Source organism: Pseudoclavibacter sp. AY1F1 (genome assembly GCF_002931075.1).
Lineage (GTDB): Bacteria > Actinomycetota > Actinomycetes > Actinomycetales > Microbacteriaceae > Pseudoclavibacter.
Window position 1 is genome coordinate 1 of record NZ_PSTQ01000024.1, and the last position, 17,548, is coordinate 17,548.

Annotated in this window: 23 protein-coding genes; 21 read left to right on the forward strand and 2 right to left on the reverse strand. The window is 66.4% G+C overall.

Going from position 1 to position 17,548, the window contains the following annotated elements:
• The coding region (locus tag C5B85_RS18680; protein WP_146078033.1) for a helix-turn-helix domain-containing protein at positions 1-308 on the reverse strand (308 nt) is incomplete at its 3' end.
• 85 nt (positions 309-393) lie between these two features.
• On the opposite strand from C5B85_RS18680, the gene C5B85_RS18685 reads away from it, so the two are divergent.
• From C5B85_RS18685 to C5B85_RS18780, 21 genes are all read left to right on the forward strand, one after another.
• Positions 394-594, forward strand: a complete 201-nt coding sequence (locus C5B85_RS18685; RefSeq protein ID WP_104287518.1) for a helix-turn-helix domain-containing protein — start codon at positions 394-396, stop codon at positions 592-594.
• Complete coding sequence (locus tag C5B85_RS18690; RefSeq protein ID WP_104287519.1) at positions 594-824, forward strand: hypothetical protein; 231 nt, start codon at positions 594-596, stop codon at positions 822-824. The genes C5B85_RS18685 and C5B85_RS18690 overlap by 1 nt, the downstream gene beginning before the upstream one ends.
• Entirely contained in the window at positions 821-1,228 is a 408-nt protein-coding gene (locus C5B85_RS18695; protein WP_104287520.1) for a hypothetical protein, read from the forward strand. Before C5B85_RS18690 ends, C5B85_RS18695 begins: the two co-directional genes overlap by 4 nt.
• The gene (locus C5B85_RS19335; protein ID WP_181064509.1) at positions 1,225-1,398 is read left to right on the forward strand and encodes a hypothetical protein; all 174 of its coding nucleotides are present in this window, start codon (positions 1,225-1,227) and stop codon (positions 1,396-1,398) included. Before C5B85_RS18695 ends, C5B85_RS19335 begins: the two co-directional genes overlap by 4 nt.
• Entirely contained in the window at positions 1,395-2,408 is a 1,014-nt protein-coding gene (locus C5B85_RS18700) for a DUF2637 domain-containing protein (protein WP_104287521.1), read from the forward strand. Before C5B85_RS19335 ends, C5B85_RS18700 begins: the two co-directional genes overlap by 4 nt.
• Positions 2,409-2,459: 51 nt before the next feature.
• The gene (locus C5B85_RS18705; RefSeq protein WP_104287522.1) at positions 2,460-3,194 is read left to right on the forward strand and encodes a hypothetical protein; all 735 of its coding nucleotides are present in this window, start codon (positions 2,460-2,462) and stop codon (positions 3,192-3,194) included.
• A 94-nt stretch (positions 3,195-3,288) separates the two neighbouring features.
• Positions 3,289-3,564: a hypothetical protein gene (locus C5B85_RS18710; RefSeq protein WP_146078034.1), complete on the forward strand. Its 276-nt coding sequence runs from the start codon at positions 3,289-3,291 to the stop codon at positions 3,562-3,564.
• 2 nt (positions 3,565-3,566) lie between these two features.
• Positions 3,567-4,469 carry a hypothetical protein gene (locus tag C5B85_RS18715; RefSeq protein WP_104287524.1) on the forward strand — a complete coding sequence of 301 codons (903 nt, stop codon included), beginning with the start codon at positions 3,567-3,569 and terminating at the stop codon, positions 4,467-4,469.
• 47 nt (positions 4,470-4,516) lie between these two features.
• Positions 4,517-5,812, forward strand: a complete 1,296-nt coding sequence (locus C5B85_RS18720) for a hypothetical protein (RefSeq protein ID WP_104287525.1) — start codon at positions 4,517-4,519, stop codon at positions 5,810-5,812.
• Between the two features lie 107 nt (positions 5,813-5,919).
• Positions 5,920-6,603, forward strand: a complete 684-nt coding sequence (locus tag C5B85_RS18725; RefSeq protein ID WP_181064510.1) for a sigma factor — start codon at positions 5,920-5,922, stop codon at positions 6,601-6,603.
• Positions 6,600-7,406 (forward strand): hypothetical protein, encoded by an 807-nt coding sequence (locus C5B85_RS18730; RefSeq protein WP_104287527.1) that lies wholly within the window; start codon positions 6,600-6,602, stop codon positions 7,404-7,406. Before C5B85_RS18725 ends, C5B85_RS18730 begins: the two co-directional genes overlap by 4 nt.
• Positions 7,403-8,113, forward strand: a complete 711-nt coding sequence (locus C5B85_RS18735; RefSeq protein ID WP_104287528.1) for a hypothetical protein — start codon at positions 7,403-7,405, stop codon at positions 8,111-8,113. The genes C5B85_RS18730 and C5B85_RS18735 overlap by 4 nt, the downstream gene beginning before the upstream one ends.
• 28 nt (positions 8,114-8,141) lie before the next feature.
• A complete protein-coding gene (locus C5B85_RS18740) occupies positions 8,142-8,474 on the forward strand; it encodes a hypothetical protein (RefSeq protein ID WP_146078035.1) in 333 nt (110 codons plus the stop codon).
• A gap of 36 nt (positions 8,475-8,510) precedes the next feature.
• Positions 8,511-9,695, forward strand: a complete 1,185-nt coding sequence (locus C5B85_RS18745; RefSeq protein ID WP_104287530.1) for a hypothetical protein — start codon at positions 8,511-8,513, stop codon at positions 9,693-9,695.
• 26 nt (positions 9,696-9,721) lie between these two features.
• Entirely contained in the window at positions 9,722-11,215 is a 1,494-nt protein-coding gene (locus tag C5B85_RS18750) for an SCO6880 family protein (RefSeq protein ID WP_104287531.1), read from the forward strand.
• Positions 11,212-12,777, forward strand: coding sequence for a hypothetical protein (locus C5B85_RS18755; RefSeq protein WP_104287532.1), 1,566 nt, complete (start codon positions 11,212-11,214; stop codon positions 12,775-12,777). Before C5B85_RS18750 ends, C5B85_RS18755 begins: the two co-directional genes overlap by 4 nt.
• Before the next feature lie 23 nt (positions 12,778-12,800).
• Positions 12,801-13,229: a hypothetical protein gene (locus C5B85_RS18760; RefSeq protein ID WP_181064511.1), complete on the forward strand. Its 429-nt coding sequence runs from the start codon at positions 12,801-12,803 to the stop codon at positions 13,227-13,229.
• 56 nt (positions 13,230-13,285) lie between these two features.
• A complete protein-coding gene (locus C5B85_RS18765; protein ID WP_104287534.1) occupies positions 13,286-13,780 on the forward strand; it encodes a hypothetical protein in 495 nt (164 codons plus the stop codon).
• On the forward strand, positions 13,777-15,585 hold the full coding sequence (locus tag C5B85_RS18770; RefSeq protein WP_104287535.1) for a type IV secretory system conjugative DNA transfer family protein: 1,809 nt from the start codon (positions 13,777-13,779) through the stop codon (positions 15,583-15,585). The genes C5B85_RS18765 and C5B85_RS18770 overlap by 4 nt, the downstream gene beginning before the upstream one ends.
• 2 nt (positions 15,586-15,587) lie before the next feature.
• A complete protein-coding gene (locus tag C5B85_RS18775; protein ID WP_104287536.1) occupies positions 15,588-15,980 on the forward strand; it encodes a hypothetical protein in 393 nt (130 codons plus the stop codon).
• Positions 15,977-16,531, forward strand: a complete 555-nt coding sequence (locus C5B85_RS18780) for a hypothetical protein (RefSeq protein WP_104287537.1) — start codon at positions 15,977-15,979, stop codon at positions 16,529-16,531. Before C5B85_RS18775 ends, C5B85_RS18780 begins: the two co-directional genes overlap by 4 nt.
• Before the next feature lie 603 nt (positions 16,532-17,134).
• Here the strand turns inward: C5B85_RS18780 and C5B85_RS18790 are convergent.
• Entirely contained in the window at positions 17,135-17,473 is a 339-nt protein-coding gene (locus tag C5B85_RS18790; protein ID WP_146078036.1) for a hypothetical protein, read from the reverse strand.
• Positions 17,474-17,548: the final 75 nt, after the last annotated feature.

Below are 17,548 nucleotides of genomic sequence, written 5' to 3' on the forward strand. Positions count from 1 at the left end.
TAATCCGCGGGTCGTGGGTTCGAGCCCCACCGGGCCCACTCTTCTCCCTGCTCGACCGTACGCAACGGCGCATCATCGTCGACCTCGCCGGTCAGGTACGCAACAGATGTCTCCAGGACTCTGGCCACTTGAACTACCTCGTCGTAGTACCAGCGTCGCCGTCCTCGAATCTTGGCGCTGATGTTCGACTGCGTCGTATCCAGCGCCCTCGCGATGTGGCCCTGATTCATGCGCCTGCGAAAGAGCAGGGTGATGATGCGCTCGCCCGTCAAATCCTCTTGCTGCTGCATGCTTTCAGCTGTGCTCATGTGCCCATCATAGCGCGGAATGGCGCACTGAGGGCCAGGTAGTCCGGATTGACTTGGTTAGACGAAATAGTGCTAACTTGACGCCATGCCTCAGAACTTGACCGTCGCCCAGGTAGCGGCACTGCTCGAAGTCACACCCATCACGGTGCGTCGTTGGATCAACGACAAGAAGCTCCCGGCTAAGCAACTCTTTGGGGGGCCCTGGCGAATTGCTCGAGCCGATCTTGAGGCCGCCTCCGAGCTGGAATTCACTGACGAGCAGATCGCGGCGGTGAAGGCGCTGTGATGCGGTCGGCGTACGCGGTCACGCTCACCGTTGCCCTGGTTGGACTAGTTGCCCTCGCGGTGTTCACGATCGGAATCTGGGCGTCTCCGAGCCCGGTGGAGTCTGCTGAGCGATTCATCGCGCCGCTCACGACTTCGGTCGGTCTGCTGCTGGTCGGGGTTCTGTCCAATGCTGTTGTGATCGTTCTCTCGTGGCGCGACAAGTGTGTCCTGTCGGAGGACGCATCGTGACCGGCACGCACGTCGTGGACGTTGCCCCGGAGCTCGTTGAGCTCACGAACCACCTCTTCGATGGCGATCAGTTGTTCGTGCCGTTCCTCAAGTTCGGTCACCACCCCGCTGAGAGCCCGCTCGCTCACGGATATGTTGCGTTGACGCTCGATGCTGCGGGGAACCTGCCCGTCGCGAAGCACCCGGTGACGGGGAAGTGGGCGACGCGCGTTGAAGAGGACGGTCGTCTGCTCTGGGTTGCGATCGAGCAGCTCGCCCATGGCATGGCGTGCCAGGACTGCTGGTCTCGTCGCTGGCTCCCGCTCGAGGTTCGCTCCCACGACGCTCTGCCCGGGGAAGGCATCTTCGGACTGATCGAGATCGGTGCTGGCCAGTTCGTGGTCGACGCGGAGGACTTCCTATGAGCGCGAGGCGTGAGCTGAGCGACAACTTCGCTGACGGCCTCGAGGCCATGCTCAAGATCTTCCTGGTCTCTTTCGGCGTTCTCGGAGTTCTGGCCGCTGTCGTCGTTGGCGTCATCTTGGGCAGCGCCGCAGGCGACGCTCTACTGACGATGCTCCCGGTGCTCTCGTGAGCGGCGTCTCAGTGCGCTCCACGTCTCCCGTGCTGGCGTGGACGGTCGCAGTCGGGGTGTTCGTGCTTGCTGGTTCGAGCTTCGCGCTTTCGTTCAACGCTCTCGCGGAGCTGGCGGTTGCTTCGGGGGTTCCCGAGCACCTGGCGTTCCTCTGGCCGGTCATCGTTGACGGCTTCATCGTCGTTGCCACGCTGGCGGCGTTCTCGTTTAGCTCGAGGCCGGGGCGGGTGCAGCTGTACCCGTGGCTCGCGCTGGGGCTGTTCGCGATCGTCTCGGTCGCCGGAAACGCGCTGCATGTGCAGACGCTTGCCCCTGGGGTCGTGACGGTCACGGAATGGATCGCGGTCACGGTCGCCTCGGTCCCGCCAGTGGCGCTTTTGATCGCGTCGCACTTGCTCGTCGTGATGATCTCGGGACAAGGCAGCGACGCCCCTGTTCCCGCCGCACAGCCCGAACCTGCGCCAATCAACGAGACCGCGCCCGTCGAGCAGCCGCTCGAGGGCAAGATCCCTCGCACCGTTCGCACCCTCCCACCCAGTCAGGCCGCTCCAGTGGAGCCGGTGCGCGTGCCCGACGAGCAGCCACGCGTGAGCGTTCCCCACGTGGATCCGCCCGTCGTGCCCAGCGAACAGCAGATCAGCCACGAGGCCGAGTATGAGACCGGTTCCGTCGAGGCTCCAGTGCCCGACCTGGCTGACTTCCTGCAGGTTCCCGAGCGGTTCTCCGCATCGACGGGCGCCCGCGTCGATGCTCCAGCTCCCGCATCGTCTCTGATTTCGGTCCCGGTTGTTCCGGTCGTGGAGGAGCGTGCTCAGGTGTTGGCGCAGGCCAGCGCGAGCTCTCCGCAGACGCGTACCGAAACGGCCCCATCGCCGGATCTGGACGCGATTCGCGCGCACCACGCCGAGGGCGGGGAGCTCACCGCGAAGTCGATCGCTGCCTTGCTGAACGTCTCGGAGCGGACCGGTCGCCGGAAGCTCTCGCAGTACCGCGAGGCGCACGCCTCGTAGCTCGCTGACCGGACTCTCCGTGTCCGGCTCATCCCTTGAGGGGGAACGCGCATGACCACACCACTTTCGCTCGCCACCGCACCCATCGAGGTGCCGCTCTTCGCGCAGCTCCGCACACGCACGGAGCCCATCACGTTGGGCCTTAACGTGCAGGGCCGATTCGAGCGGTTCGGCATCAACGCGCAACTGCGTGCACAGAGCCTCGAGCTCCGCGAGGCCATGAACGACGTGAGCACGCCAGCGGTCGACATGGCCGAGCTCGAGTGGCTCGATGCCCAGATCCACCGCAGCCACCAGGAAGACACGCTCGCCTACCTCCACGCGTATCTCGCCGCGGCCACGGTCCTGTTTCGGGATCACGGCGTCACAGCAGCGTTGAGCGTGGTGGACATCAGTGGCATCACGGGCGGCGTCTACCGATACGAGAACGCGTTCATCCGCACCTTGGCTGAGCTCGCGCTCGACCGCACGCCGCTGCCTATGACTGGTGCGCTCCCGGACTACTCCATGGGCTCACCCGCAGCGATGCTGGCGCTCGACGGCCTCGACTACCTCTCCCGCGCGACCCGCGCGATGAAACCCCAGACCACGCATCAGGAGGCCCACATGGCAGTCCCCAACGCGACCCCGCAGCCTGCGGGCGTGACGGTCGAGCTCAGCTACGACGAGCTGCAGCAGCTCTCGTTGCTGCTTGGCCTGGTAAGTGCTCGGGAGCGCGAGATCGCTCCGCACGGCAACACGGCAGCGGTTCGCATCGAGGCTGCAGCGCAGGCATCCCGTGGTTGAGCCGTCGCCCGCACGCTCACGTGCGCCGCGCTGGGATCCGCCGACGATCACGGAAGCGATCGCGACGCCTCGGGTCGAGTTCAGACCGAGCCGCATGCTTCGGGAGGAGGCCCAGCTCCGCGAGGCTTCTCCGTCCTGGTCTGCGGCTGCGATCAGCGCGCGCTTCGTCGCGAGCATGATCCGGCTCCTGTGCGCACGCTCGTGGGCCGCGTCTGCGCGGGCAGTAAGTGATGCGCTTGGCGTGAGGGCGAGCTACGCCGTGCTGGCTGATGCGTGCTGGTCTGGGGCCGCGGTGACGAGCGAAGGCGTCTCGATCCGGTCGCACCAACTCCACAACAGCGGCATCTACGTCGTGTGGGTGGGGGAGTAGTCATGGCCCACATCGCCTATGAGGTGTGGAAGCCGTCGCCGCGGTCGCTTGCGATCGTGCAGCTCGCGAACTCGATCTGTGCGGAGTACGCGGCTCAGGGGTACGACCTCACGCTGCGCCAGCTCTACTACCAGTTCGTCGCTCGCGACTACCTCCCCAACAGTCAGCGCACGTACAAGCAGCTCGGCTCCACCATCGACCGTGCCCGTAAAGCGGGGCTCATCGACTGGGCCTACATCGTGGATCGCACCCGCAACCTCATGGGCCTGCCCGTCTACGACTCCCCGGCCGCGCTGATCGATGAGCTCGAGGACAGCTTCCACATGGACTTGTGGGTCGGGCAAGAGTTCCGCGTCGAAGTGTGGGTGGAGAAGGAGGCCCTGGCGGGCGTCGTGTCCCGGGCAGCGAACTCCAGGGGAGTGGATTACTTCTCGTGCCGCGGGTACGTGTCCCAGAGCGAGCTGCATTCCGCAGCGCTCCGCCACCGTCAGTACGAGCGAGCTGGCCAGAGCGTCGTGGTGATCCATCTCGGGGACCACGACCCGTCCGGCATCGACATGACCCGGGACATGCAGGAACGCCTCCGCCTGTTTGGCGCTCGCACGCTGGTGCGCCGCATCGCGCTCAACCTCGACCAGATCGTGCAGTACGAGCCGCCGCCCAACCCAGCGAAACTCACCGATTCGCGCGCCAAGGGCTACATCCGCTCCTTCGGTGCGTCCTCGTGGGAGCTCGACGCGCTCAACCCGGACACGCTGCACAAGCTCATCGCTGACGCCGTGGACGAGCACATCGACGCCCACTCGTACGGGTCGCGCGCCTGGCAGCAGAAAGCGCATCGCGAACAGCTCGCGAAGGTCGCCGCCAACTGGGACGCCGTGACCGACCTCCTGAGCCGCCTCTAACCACGTCTCCGATCCACCCCCAATTCCTCAACGTGCAAGGACAGATAGTGACCGAAGAACCGCTGCAGGGTGAGTTTCTGCGTGAAGAGCTCGCGATCGACCGCGAGTTCTCTCAGGTGCGCAACTGGTGGGTGCGGTACCCGAAGATCGTCGGGAACCCGCTGTCGATCTACCTGTTCATCCGCTCCCACAGCGTCGGCTACCGACTCACCCAAGAGAGCGTGCGCGAGAGCATGGAGCTGGGCCGTCACGCGTTCCTCAAGGCCCGCCGCACCCTCGAGGAGCATGGGTTCCTCGAAGTCGTTCAGTTCGTGTATCCGGCAGGAAGCCGTGACGCGGAAGGGCGTGCCATCGGTGGCCACCGTCTAGTGCAGTTCCGCCTTCTCGACCCGCTCATGCCGACCACGTTTGGGGCCGCGACGGGCGAGCAGAAACCCAAGGCAGAAATTCTGCCGAGGGTTGCAGCAGCCTGTGGACAAGCCAACGCAGAAATTCTGCCGAGGGTTCACGGCGAAGAGTTCGGGGAAGCCAACGCAGAATTTCTGCCATGGCTTGATCCGCACCAGGACAGCGAACAAGCCTCCGCAGAAATTCTGCCGAGGGTTGCAGCAGCCTGTGGACAAGCCAAAGCCGGAAACCCGACGTCGGGTTTCCGGCCGCTTAAAGAAGATCAAGATAAAGAAAACCAAGATCAATCATCATCAGTTAACGACGTAACCCCAGGAGCCGTCGCGGCTTCGCCGGATGATGATGATTCGGATCTGAGTTCGTGGTTCGTGGATCTCGGAGCTGGCCTCTCGCAGCTGGCCGGGGTTCGCGTCGACGCGAGGGCCGTGCTCGAGCGAATCGCTCGCCAGCACGTCAGCGTCCCGAGCTTCGACCTGGCCGCAGCGATCGTGGAAGTCCTCAGCCGAGCACGTGGCTCGGGAACGCCGATCAAGCACCGCGACGGCTACGTGGCCTCGGCGCTGTCCGCTGACCTCGCCATGTTCGTCCGCAACTTCCCGATCACCGCGACACCGACCGCGGCCCCCATGGCACGTCCAGCGCAGACGGGGTTCGGCACGACCGCGAACGCGGCGGTGCGGACCTGCGAGGAGCGGGGCCACCGGTTCGTTGTCGGAGCCGCGCACGACCGGTCCTGCGACCGGTGCGGGATCCGCGAGCTCCAGCTGCAGGAGGCACGCGCTGCGGCCCGCGCTGAGGCGTCACGGGTCTGCGAGGTGTCCGGCCACGAGTGGGCTCAGGCGACGCCGATGCGGGTCGGCCCCATCCCCGCTGGCACGGTCCTGTGCCGCCGCTGCGACGTGGCTAGGGCCGCGGACCGTCAGGCGGTGTCCTGATGACGCTCGCACCTGACCGGCCAACCGTGGCAGCGCCTAGCGTGGAGAGCCTCCAGCGGGCTGTGGAGGAGTGCCGGGGACGCGTCGGTGCCCGTGTCCCGGATCACATGGTCGATGATGTGCTGTCTCTGACGCTGATCGAGGCGTGGAAGAAGCTCTCCACGTTCGACGCGGCCCGCGGTCAGGTCGAGGCGTGGGTGTGGGGTATCTGCCACAACATGATTCGCAAGCAGCTCACCGAAGCCGGACGAGCCAAGCGCATCTCCGACGCCGCGGAGGGCATGCGGGTGCAGCGAGTCCAGCTCAGCGCGGATCCGCTCGACGTCCTCACGGAACGCTTCGATCAGGTCGACTGGATGCAGCGCGTCGCCTCGTTCGTGGGCGACGAGGACTGGGACGTGATCCTGGATCTCGCGCTCACCGCGGAGCACCCGCGCGACGTCGCGGCCCGCCACAGCATGTCGGTGCGGAAAATCCAGGTCGTGCGGCAGCGCTGCGAAGCCATCGCACGTGTCGTGCGCGCCGCGCAAACCGTACCCCTGCCGACAACGACTCGAGGGTTGCGGGACATGGCCGCAGCGTGCGTCCCGCTCGACGTGTTCGACGCGGACCGAGTACTGCCGATGCTGCTGCGCGATGACCTCGAGCTGCGCACCACGACGGAACTCGGCGCGGAGCTCGGAGTTTCCGCCTCAAACGCCTACCGCGTGCTGCGACAGGTCCGGGAGCTTCTGGACATTGCCACCACCGTCCTCGACCAACGCTCACTGACTCAGGAGTTCACCTCATGACCACACCCACCTCGTTCCGCGACCGCGTGCAGGGGCTCCGCCACGACCGCAACGCCAAGCTTCTCGTCGTCGCGGCTGCCTCGACCGCCGTGATCGGCCTTGCCGTCGGCCTCGCCTCGTGCGCCACCGGACGTGCGGAGCCCGCCGGCTCGGCCACGCCGAGCGCATCCGTTGCGGCGCCCGCCGTGGTGCCCTCCTCGAGCGTTCGGGCCACGCCGGACGCGCAGACCGGGATCCCCCTCGCCCCGCTGGGTCGCACCGTCGACGGTCTGGTGACACCTCCCGTCACCGCGGATGCTGGCGAGCTCGGAGCTGCCGCAGCACTCGCCTTGACGAACTACGACACCGCGCTCGTCTCCCGGGAACGGGTCATTGAGAACTTCGTGGCCTTCACCCAGCCCTCCGACTCGTACGTGGGCCCCACCGCAGCGGGTGGCGGCGAGAGCTTCGTGGACGCGAGCTTCCGCGCGACAGCGGCAACGAATCGCGCTGGACGCTTCCTGCCCGCAGAGTCCGCGTTCCAGACGATGTGGCAGAACAGTGGCTGGATGACCTCCGAGGTGCGATCTGTGAAGGTCGACGGCCAGCATGTGTCCTGGCCGACCTGGGAGCCCGCCTACCGCGACGCGGACGACGGCTACTCCCTCGTCACCGTAGAAGTAGCAACGCTCGTCGGCAACGCCTCCGGGCTGACCACGGAAGGCACCCAATGGGTGTCGTTCGAGATCGACTGCGACACGGACGATGCCGGTCAGCGCACCCAATGCGGAGTGGTGGTTCTCGCGAACGAGGTCGTGCAGTGAAAGTCCTCGCGGCGGTCAAAGTCGCGCAGGCCCTCAACTCGCCCGCGTCCCGACGCGCGGTGCTCGCAGCAGGGTTCGTGGGCATCGTCGGGGTTCTTGGGACCGGCACCATGCTCACGCACGCGGTCGCGGCAGCGCTGCCTGTCCTCCCGGCTCCAGGCGCTCCGGCAGGGGGCGGGGGAGCTGGGACTGGAGTGGTGTCGCCTTCGGAGAAAGAAGCGGCCCAGCAGCTCGCCGCAGCGATGGCAGCGGGACGCCTCGTCTTCCTGAACGGTGCAGGCGACGCGTACGGGCAGCAGATCCTCGGCATGGCCGACGGGACCGGAACCTGCCACATCCAACTCCCCGCCCTCCAGCTCATCCAGATCGCGCTCAACATGTTCGACTCCGTAGGCATCAGCGACCTCAACCGCGCCTGCACCGGGGATCTCCCGGGGTCCTCCGGGTACTCGGCCCACTGGGTCGGACGCGCGATCGACTTCTACTCCTTCAACGGTGTCGCTCTCACCGGGGCAGACACCTTCAGCGTGCAGTACGTCAACGCGGTCGCAGGGATTCTCCCGGCCGGGTCGCAGATCGGGCAGATCAACGCCCGGATCGCGAATGGCACCTACTTCGACATCCCCGGCGTCTCGCAGATTGACGACGCCCACAACCACTTGCACGTCGACGTCGGACGCTCCGTCACTGACGGCCTCCGCCTCTAACTTCACCTCTCACTCACCACTACCCGCCATGAAAGGCACCACCATGTTCGACCTCATCACCGCTTCCACCGACCTCGCCCTCAGCATCGCCCCGGCTTCCGTCCCGGACGTCACCCCAGACACCAGCAGCCCGTTTGCGCTCGCTGGTCTCCGGCTCGTCGCGATCATCCTCGGCATCTGCTTTATCGCCGCGCTCCTGGCGCTCGCCGGGGTCTTCACGATCCTGGGCTTCAAGGGGTTCGGGAACTCGACCCTCCTGGACAAGGCGGGCAGCTCGGTGGTCTACGTCGTCGGTGCCCTCATCGGTCTTGGCTCGCTGACGGGCATCGCGGGGTTCTTCATCGGCTTCAAGATCTTCTAACCCTCGCCCAGATACAACCCCGGAAGGGGGTCACGCATGAACCCGTTCGATGCGTTCAGTCCCGAGAACGTCCTCAAAGAGATGCTCAATGGCGTCCGCGACCTCATGGGTTGGACCATGGAGTGGGGAAACGTGGGACCGGGCACCGCGTCGTGGGCGGCGTCCATCGAGCTCGCGTCGTTCTGGATCGGACTCACCGCGTTCCTGGTCACGGTCGCACTCGGAGCGGTTGGCATCGCGCGCGGAATGCTCACGAGCCAGTACGAGGACGTGTGGCGGGCGATCCTCGGGGTGGCGTTCGCAGTCCCCGCGACGCTGCTCACGATCTGGGGCGTCGGCAAGATCCTGCCGCTCCTGGACTACATCCCCGGCATGCTCAACTCGCTCAACGGCGACAAGACGCCCGTCGAGATGCTGATCGCGATCTACGGTCTGAACGAGGACTCGGACATGCTGATGGAGCTCCTCGGCGGCAACATGCTCGCCGCGTTCCTGAACTGCGTGTTCCTGTTCTTCGGCTTCTTCACCCTCGGGGCCATGCGCATCGTCCGCGCTCTGGGCATCATGACCATGGTCGCGTTCGCGCCGTTCGTGTTCACGATGTCGCCGCTGCGCGAGGGCGCGGACGTGCGCCGCAACTACGCGATCCTGCTCGTCGGGCTGCTCATCACCGATCCGGTGCTGCTGGGCACGCTGTGGCTCCTGACCCGCACCGCGGTGCTGTTGGAAGACCCGTGGAGCCCGAACGGGCTGACCGTCACGGTCGGGCTCGCGCTGCTGGGGCTCGCGCCGATGGCGTTCCTGGGCATGTTCGCGTGGGCGGGCGCTGACCGCGACGCGGGCGGACACACGACCATGCGTGCCACCGAACGCGTGGGCCGTGGTGCTGCGCGCGGGGCCGCGGCCGCGGGCAAGGTCATCGTCCCCGCCGCGGGGCGTGGAGCGGCGAAGGCGGGCAAGGTCATCGGTCAGGGGGCCAAGAGTGCGGCCTCGAAAACGAAGTCGACGCTCAGCCGCATGACCACCGCCAGCAGCACCGGGGGCGGCGGCGGGAAGCGGAACACGAATGGTTCCACGTCCAACCCCGGCCCAGGCTCGAAACCCGCCCAACCGGGGAATCCCGCGCCGTCCGGCGGCGGAGGCAGACGTGGACCAGGTGGTGGCGGACAACGCCCGCCTGCAGCACCGCCGAGTACACCGCCCACACCGGGCAAGAAGTAAGTCACGAGCTCTGAGGGGGCATCACATTGGCTGACGACTACGAGCCGCGGGTCTTCACGTTCCCGCGCCTCTCGGTGCAGGGCACGATCCTGCACCTCACCGGCATCAACCTGCTGGTCATCGGCGCGGGCATCATCATCGCGCTCATCGCAACAACTGCTGGCGGACCACTCGGACTGCTGCTGACGAGCCCCATCTGGGTATCGCTGGCGGTCACCGGGGCGATCAACGTCCGGTCAACACCGTTGCCGGTCATCGTGTGGAGGGAAATCATGTTCATCACTCGGAAGCGCCGCGGGCGCACCACCTACCGGCATCGCCCGGACGCGCCAGAGCTGTCAGAGCTGCGCCGTGAGAGCGTGCTGCTGCTTCCCGGTCGGCTGCGCAACGTGCGGCTGCTGGACACGGACGGGTTCGCGATCGTGCACGACACCGCGCAGCAGACCGCGACGCTCATCGCCACGGTCGTCGCTCCCTCGTTCGAGTACTCGCCTGCGCACCGGCAGGACGCGATGGTCGAAGGTGTCGCGTCGGTGATGCGCGGGTGGACGCTGCGCCCGGGCATCAAGCGGTTCACGCAGATCGCTCGCACGTCGATGGGGTCGGTGTCCGCGTCCCGCGCTCTCGCGCGTCGGCGCATCTCCACCCGCCCAGGGCTCGAGGAGGTGCAGGAGTCGTACGAGGAGATGCTGACCTTGGCGGGGAACATCGTTCGCTCGCACACCACCGAGATTGCGATCTCACTCGATCTGCGAGCTCTCGCCTCGCAGATCACCGGCTTCGGCGGTGGCACGGACGGGCTGCGGCGTGTGGCCGCTCTTGAAGCCGACGCGATCCATGCGGCACTGCGCGGGGCGGGGTTCGTGCTTGTCGATTGGCAGAGCGCAGCCCACATCCGCATGAGCCTCCGCAGCCTGCTCGATCCGGTCGCGCAGCCGGATCTGCTCGAACGCGCGTCGCAGGATCCCGACGCGGGTGTTGCGGCGGGCGGGGAAGCGGCCATGTTCTTCGAGGAGCACCGCGACTTCGTGCGCACGGACAGTGCTGTGCACCGCGTGTTCTGGATCGGGCAGCTCCCCTCGCACACGGTCCGCCCTGGCCTGTTCTCCTCGATCATCTTCGGGGAGATGCCGGATGGACGCCCGGTGCGGCACGTCATCAGCATCACGTCCGCACCCGTGCCGCTGGGGCGGGCGATGAAGCGCATCAACCAGAAGAAGAAGTCGTGGGTGGCTTCCGAGCGGATGCGGCAGAAGCGCAGCCAGATCACCTCGGAGGCAGACAAGCACGAGTGGGAGCTGCTCATCGAGCAGGAACAGTCGCTCATGCACGGCCAGGGCGAGTTCGAGATGTCCGCGTACGTGGCCGTGTCGGCAGCGGATCTTGACGAGCTCGACCAGGCGTCGTCCGCGTTCCGCACCCACATCTCGAACGCAGGTATGGAGGCGCACGTCCTCAACGCGCAGCAGGGGGAGGCGCTCATGATGTGCGCCATCCCGACCGGGGAAGGACTGGCATGAGCATCCGCGACCAGCACGCGCGGCGCGAGGTCATCGCGCACGTCGACGGCACAGCCAAGGTGCAGCGCCAGACGCGCAAGCAGATCCGGGAGCAGCTGCGCCAGCCCGTGCAGCTCGAAGGACACGGCACCGCAGTCCAGGAGCTGCCGGTCGTGTCCGGACAGGCGAAGCACGGCCCCCAGACGACCAATCCAGCCTCTGGTGGGTTCCGGTCAACGCTGCGGGTCCGCCCACCGTCGCACCGGCTCACGTCGGAGGAAGTGGCCGCGTTCTGGCCGTACGTGACCGGCAACCCGTGGCCGGCCATCGGGCCGATGATGGGTATCGACCTGGAAACGGAACGCGAGTGGTGCTTCGACCCGTGGGAGGCGTACAACCACCACCTCATTTCCTCGACCGGTGTGCTGCTCATGGGCGGCTACCGGCAGGGGAAATCCTGGTTCCTCAAGCGCTTCATCGTGCTGCTCGTGCTCTTCGGGCGTCAGGCGATCAACACCAGCGACTCGAAGGGTGAGCACGTGCGCGTCGCAATTGCGATCGGTGGCACAGTCATCCAGGTAGGAGCTCCGGGCTCGTCGCTTCGCATCAACCCTCTCGATGGTGGGCACCGGCCCAGTGGGTGGACAGCGCAGGAGTGGGCCGACGCGGTGCGGACACGCCGCAGTCTGGTGCTGCAGCAGATCGTGACGATCCTGAACTCGAACAGCACCCCGTCCTCGTTTGAGCGCAGCGTCCTCGACTACGCACTGAGCAACGTCGTGGCCGCGAGCGGAGACAAGCCCACGATCCGGCTCGTCTGGCGTGAGCTCGCGGCCATCGCCCGCGGAGACGTCACTGATCCCGAGATGGGTGACATGCAGGCAGCCGGTCGCGAGCTGCGAGCTGCGTTGCATCGCCTGACCGAGGGCAACTTGTCCGGCATGTTCGAGGACGAGTCGACGGTGCAGTTCGACGCGGACAGCCCGTACACGGTGTTCGACACGGAGGCCGTGGCCGCTCGCGGGGATGACGCGTTGGCGATCGCGCAGGCCGTCAACCAGTCCTGGGTCATGTCCGTGCTGTCCGACAAGCGCTCTGGCCGCAAGTTCGTCGTCGCGCGCGAGGAGGGCTGGCGGGACATGAAGACCATCGCGGGGCTGGAGGCGCAGCTCGCGCAGCAGAAGCTCGCGGGCGAGCTCGGCATCTGCCAGCTGCTCGTCGTGCACGAGGGCGGCGACTTCGACGCGGTTGGCCCCGTCGGATCGAAAGAGCGGGAACTGGCGCAGCAGCTCGCGAAAGGGTTCGCGGTGAAGATCAGCTTCGCTCAGGAGACCGGGCAGCTCGCCGCCTCCGCGCGCGCTGTCGGGCTGAGCCTCGAGCAGCAGCAAGCGGTCGCCTCGCTCGACGTCATGCAGTGCGTCGTCGCGACCGGCAAACACACCGTCGTCCTCGACCTGCGGCCCCTGCAGACCCAGTGGGAGTGGGACCTGTTCGACACATCCAGCTCCATGCGCGAAACCAACCCCGACGAAACCCCAACGGGAGATCCAACACCCACCGATGCTCAGGAGGTCCACGCATGACCGAGCAACACGTCACCATCACCGTGCCGCGCAGCATCACGAGGGCACTCACCGATGTCATCGAGGACCTGCACGCACGCTACATCGGCCATCTCCCCGAAGTGATCTACGACCTCGAGAGCAAGCTCCTTGAGCACGAGCGACGCTATCCGCATCTGTTCGACGCAAACGGGAACCAAATTCAGGCCACCGCTCCCGTGATGACGCCGGAACAGGACGCCGAACTGACCGCCGCCTACGAGGAACTCTTCGCTGAAGACGGCGCGCTCGAACGTGCCCGCTTCGAACGCTTCGTCGCGTTCCGCGAGCAAGCGCAACCGGAAACCGACCAGCTCTTCCACAACTGGCTCGAGGAATACGCGGCGGCGTTCTGGCATGCCCGCGAACAGCACCACCAGGACCGCACGGACGCGCTGCGTGCGGCCTTCAAAGCAAAGGAAGGACGCGCATGAACGACGGACGTCCGCCCGCCAACGCCACAGCACCAAGCGACCCAGGAGATCCCCACATGACCGAGCCACTGTTCGTCACCATCAGCCTTCCGCTCACCACCGTCAACGACCTCTTGGACGCCGAGGACCACCTCGATGGACACCTCATCGGCCCCATCCCAGCCTGCTATCGAGAACTCGGCGCGCTCCTCCTGGACAACCACCCAGGCCCCATCGAACTCGTTGGCGGCGAGAGCCACAAGCGGGCGGACGACGGGCGCGAGGAGCTGACCCCGGCAGAAGAAGCCGAGCTAGAGGCAGTGCTCGAGCATTGGGCTTCGGCGGAGGGGCGGGCTGAGGCAGCTCGGGCTGATCGGTACGCGGCGTTCCGAGCTGAGGCAAAGGCCGAGACCTCCGCCCAGCTGCAGGAGGGGTTCAACGACTACACCGAGAAGTACCAGCGAGACCTCGCCACCTACCAGCGGATGCGCGGCAACTGCTTGAAGGCCGCGTTCGCGGAGCAGGAAGCGCGGACGGTGTCGGCCTCGGCTGTCGGGGAGGTCGACGCGTGAGCGGGTCGGGGACGGAGCACTGGGTGCGCGCAGTCATGGCCGCGATCTGCGCGGCCGGGTTCACCGCCGTGGTCGGCCTCGGATCAGTGTTCGTCGCGGCGAGCCTCGCGTGCGGGCAGCCACCGGTCTTCGCGTCGATGTGGCACGGGCTGGGGTTCCTGTTCCACGGTGACGGATCCGCGCTCGAAATCGCAGACGAGTGCGTCGGGCCAGCCGTCGGATGGGGGCGTGCGGTCGCGATCGCGACGCTCGTGCTGGTCGCGGCCGCGGCGATCTTTGCGTGGTCGTCGTGGGAGTCGTGGAAGCAGTCCGACTCGCACTTCGTGCGTCAGCTGCGGATGCGTGACGGGCTCGCGCGGGGCCGGGAGGTGCGCATCACGTTTGGCGCGAAGACCCGCTTGAAGTCGGCGGTCACCGTGCGCCCGGCGCTTCAGGCTCCGCGTCCGGAGGATGTGGGGATCTACATTGGCCTGGGTCATGGTCGACGCGTGTACTTGTCTATCGAGGACTCGGTAGTTGTTGAGGGATCGCCGCGTTCAGGCAAGGGGTTCCGTCTGCTGATCGGCGTCATCATTGACTTCCCTGGGCCGCTGATCACGACGTCGACGCGCAACGACAACCTGGCCGCGACCATGAAGCGACGCGCCAAGCTCGGCACGGTGACCGTGTTCGACCCGCAAGGGCTGTCCGGTATCGCGAACTCGATGAAGATCAACCCCATCCGTGGCTGCGAGGATCCGTTCGTCGCGATGCAGCGCGCGGCTGCGCTTCTCGGTGGCACGGAACTGGGGAAATCCACGACCAATGGCGAGTGGGCGCAGGAAGCGGAAGTTTTGCTCTCCCGGTTGCTGATGGCGTGCGCGCTGGGCAAGAAGGACGTGACCACCCTGCGGGACTGGGGTGCGTCCCCGGATCTTGCTCGCCCCGCGGTCAAGATCCTTGAGAACCAGGGCCCTCCCGGGTGGGCGTCCGCGCTCAAGGCGGTGCTGGAGAGCGACTCGAAGCTGTTGAGCTCCAAGTGGATGGGCGTCGCGGCGGCGACCGCCCCGCTGCAGCTCCCGAGTGTTGCGGCCGCAATGTGCTCTGCAGGCGACGATGACGAGTTTGACGTGCAGGCATTCTTGTCCGGACGCAACACGTTGTATCTGATTGGTACGAAGAGCGGTGCGGGAGCTGCTGGTGGGTTCCTGGGCGCGTTGCTGGACGACATCGTGGAGCAGGCACGCCGGAAGGCGCTCACGTCGCCTGGGAGTCGTCTGGATCCGCCGCTGGGGTTGGTGTTGGACGAAATCGCGAACATGTTCTCGTGGAAAGCCCTGCCGACGGTGCTCTCTGACGGTGGCGGTATCGGTATCTGGACGCTCGCGGTGTTGCAGGGGTTTTCGCAGGCGCGCACGGCGTGGAGCGCGGACGAGGCGGACACGATCTGGACGTCTGCGATCGCGAAGATCCTCTACGGAGGCGGTAGCGACGAGTCGCACTTGAAGGGGCTCGAGTCGATCCTCGGCACTCGCGAGGTCGCGACGAAGTCGAAGTCGCTGTCGCTGCAGGGCAACTCCACGCAGCTGGGCATCGAACGGCTTCCCGTGCTGAGCGTCGACGAGCTCCACCGCATCCCGACCGGGTATGGGGTGCTGGCGTACAAAAACAAGCGCGGCGTGCTGCTCGAGATGCCGGGTTGGACGAAGCGTGCCGACGCGGACGAGATCTCGGCGGGTAAGAAGCAGACGGAAGCGGAGCAGGCGGACGAGTTCCGCCGGCAAGGCCGGCTGATGCCGCAGCCGTTGCAGCTGGAGGCGTCGTAGTTATGTCGAATGGGAGAGCGGGGATCGCGTCACGCGCGTATCGCCTGCAGTACCTGAAGTCGAAGCAGTGGCACGCGCGACGTGCTCGCTGGTTCGACCAGAATCCGGACCAGCACAGGTGCTGCGTTTGCAAGCGGGAAGAGTCGCAGGCGAAGCGTCGCCTCGAGCTGCACCACATCGACTACCGCGGTGTCACGCAGCTCCTCAACGGAGGGTGGATGGCGAACGAGCGGGACGAGGATCTGCTGCCGATGCATCCGCTCTGCCACCGCCTGGTGCACGAGCTGATGGACAACGACGGCGCGCTCCGGTACATGCGCAGCCGCAAGGGAGCAACACTGCAGGCGATCGCGAAGGTCCGCGCTCGCCTGCGCAGCCTGATTGGAGCCCGATGACCGACACCACGAACACCAGCGACGACAACGCAGACCCGGACTTCGAGGATCCCGATTTCGAGTTCGATGAGAGCCTATTCCCAACCGACGTCGACCCCGGCGACCGGCAAGCGGTCGTTCCGGGCATGTATCCGACGGTGCTGGCCTGGCGTCGCTTCGCGATCGAGAAGGCGGACGTCGACGGGGAATGGGACGAGCTGGCGCTGTTCGTGCGATGGATCGTCGTCCGGTACGAGCTCGACATCATCCCTGAGTGCTGGCACCTGCACGGCGCTCTCGTGGAGGAACTGTCCGCGTTGAAGTCCGCGCACGACTCGTCCTTCGACGCCGCCGACTCGGGCATCGGGCCGATCGGCTGGCACGAACGGTTCCATCTCGCGCAAGGGCGCATCAAGGAGTGGTACCGGGGCGACTGCCGCGACGGCCACGAACCCAGCCGCAAGACCTGGGCGGAACTCGGGGCGGACGAATGGGTGACCTGGACGGACGGCGGTTGGCGAGAGCTGATCGACCCCGCCGTGACGTTGAATCGTGGTCCCGACGACCGCTGATTCACAGTGGTCTCGTTCTCAGCGACCTCATGCGACCAGCGAAGGCCCCGTCCGAACATCGGACGGGGCCTTCGCCGTCGCAGATTCGCGGCGGTTGTTTTGGTCGATCGGCTGGAGCGAATTTTTCGGGTGGTGGCCCTCCTGGTACGGCTTGCGAATATGTGAGATATCGACGGGCTGGCTGGTGCGTTCGGGTGAGCGGCGTGGGTGGTCCCAGTGGGGATGTGTCGTGGCGAAGCTTTTTGCGATTTGATGGGGCAGCCGGGTGCTGCTCACGTACTCAGAGCAACTACTCGATGGGGGTTGAACGATGAGTAAACGGCGAACGCCGATGGACCTGTGGGCGCGCATCTTGTTTCTGGTGCTCGGACTCGCGCTCGTTGTCACGTGCCTATGGGCGATGGTGGCGGTCGATGATTGGTTTTTGCGCCCGCGCTTCCCAGTGATACCTGGTCTCGCTGGCGGGCTGTTGCTCTTGGGTGCGCTCGTCGTCGACGGGGTGAAACGGCCTCGTAAGCCGCGCCGCTGAAATGTGACGTGGCGGTGACCGGGCGTCGGGGCGCGCCGCGTAGTCCTACGAGTTCTTGACAGGCCTTGCTGTGTCTACGCGAGATGCGGTCGAGGAAGCACTCGCACGCACAGGATCGCGGTGGTGGCGTCGAGCCAGGTGAGTTCGCCTGGCGCTGGGCTGCGGCCGCGCAGTGCTGTGTGCAGGCGGAGCGCGGCGTCTGAGTCGACGGGCGTGAAGTGCTCGTGGTCGCCCAGGCGGATCCCGAGCTTCCCGAGTGCGGTGTACGAGCTGCCTGCAGGGGGTGCTGCGGCTCGGACGGTGCAGGGAAGCGTGGCGTGGGGGTCCGCCTGGGCGGCGAGGCGCACAGTCACGGGAGAGACGGCTTCGCGGAGGGGGCGAACGCGCCGGTTTCTCCTGGGGTAGCTGCGCACTCGCACATCGTAGGAGCCGCGATTTTTGCCGGGTGGGGATTGCCTCGGGAGTTCCTGATTCGTGCGCTATTCGCG

What these genes read in the sequence shown, in the direction of transcription:
- C5B85_RS18745 (WP_104287530.1), top strand. Translation starts at nt 8,511, where the DNA reads ATGAACCCGTTCGATGCGTTCAGTCCCGAGAACGTCCTCAAAGAGATG.
- C5B85_RS18765 (WP_104287534.1), top strand. Translation starts at nt 13,286, where the DNA reads ATGACCGAGCCACTGTTCGTCACCATCAGCCTTCCGCTCACCACCGTC.
- C5B85_RS18730 (WP_104287527.1), top strand. Translation starts at nt 6,600, where the DNA reads ATGACCACACCCACCTCGTTCCGCGACCGCGTGCAGGGGCTCCGCCAC.
- C5B85_RS18740 (WP_146078035.1), top strand. Translation starts at nt 8,142, where the DNA reads ATGAAAGGCACCACCATGTTCGACCTCATCACCGCTTCCACCGACCTC.
- C5B85_RS18725 (WP_181064510.1), top strand. Translation starts at nt 5,920, where the DNA reads ATGGTCGATGATGTGCTGTCTCTGACGCTGATCGAGGCGTGGAAGAAG.
- C5B85_RS18685 (WP_104287518.1), top strand. Translation starts at nt 394, where the DNA reads ATGCCTCAGAACTTGACCGTCGCCCAGGTAGCGGCACTGCTCGAAGTC.
- C5B85_RS19335 (WP_181064509.1), top strand. Translation starts at nt 1,225, where the DNA reads ATGAGCGCGAGGCGTGAGCTGAGCGACAACTTCGCTGACGGCCTCGAG.
- C5B85_RS18715 (WP_104287524.1), top strand. Translation starts at nt 3,567, where the DNA reads ATGGCCCACATCGCCTATGAGGTGTGGAAGCCGTCGCCGCGGTCGCTT.
- C5B85_RS18705 (WP_104287522.1), top strand. Translation starts at nt 2,460, where the DNA reads ATGACCACACCACTTTCGCTCGCCACCGCACCCATCGAGGTGCCGCTC.
- C5B85_RS18780 (WP_104287537.1), top strand. Translation starts at nt 15,977, where the DNA reads ATGACCGACACCACGAACACCAGCGACGACAACGCAGACCCGGACTTC.
- C5B85_RS18755 (WP_104287532.1), top strand. Translation starts at nt 11,212, where the DNA reads ATGAGCATCCGCGACCAGCACGCGCGGCGCGAGGTCATCGCGCACGTC.
- C5B85_RS18690 (WP_104287519.1), top strand. Translation starts at nt 594, where the DNA reads ATGCGGTCGGCGTACGCGGTCACGCTCACCGTTGCCCTGGTTGGACTA.
- C5B85_RS18710 (WP_146078034.1), top strand. Translation starts at nt 3,289, where the DNA reads ATGCTTCGGGAGGAGGCCCAGCTCCGCGAGGCTTCTCCGTCCTGGTCT.
- C5B85_RS18775 (WP_104287536.1), top strand. Translation starts at nt 15,588, where the DNA reads ATGTCGAATGGGAGAGCGGGGATCGCGTCACGCGCGTATCGCCTGCAG.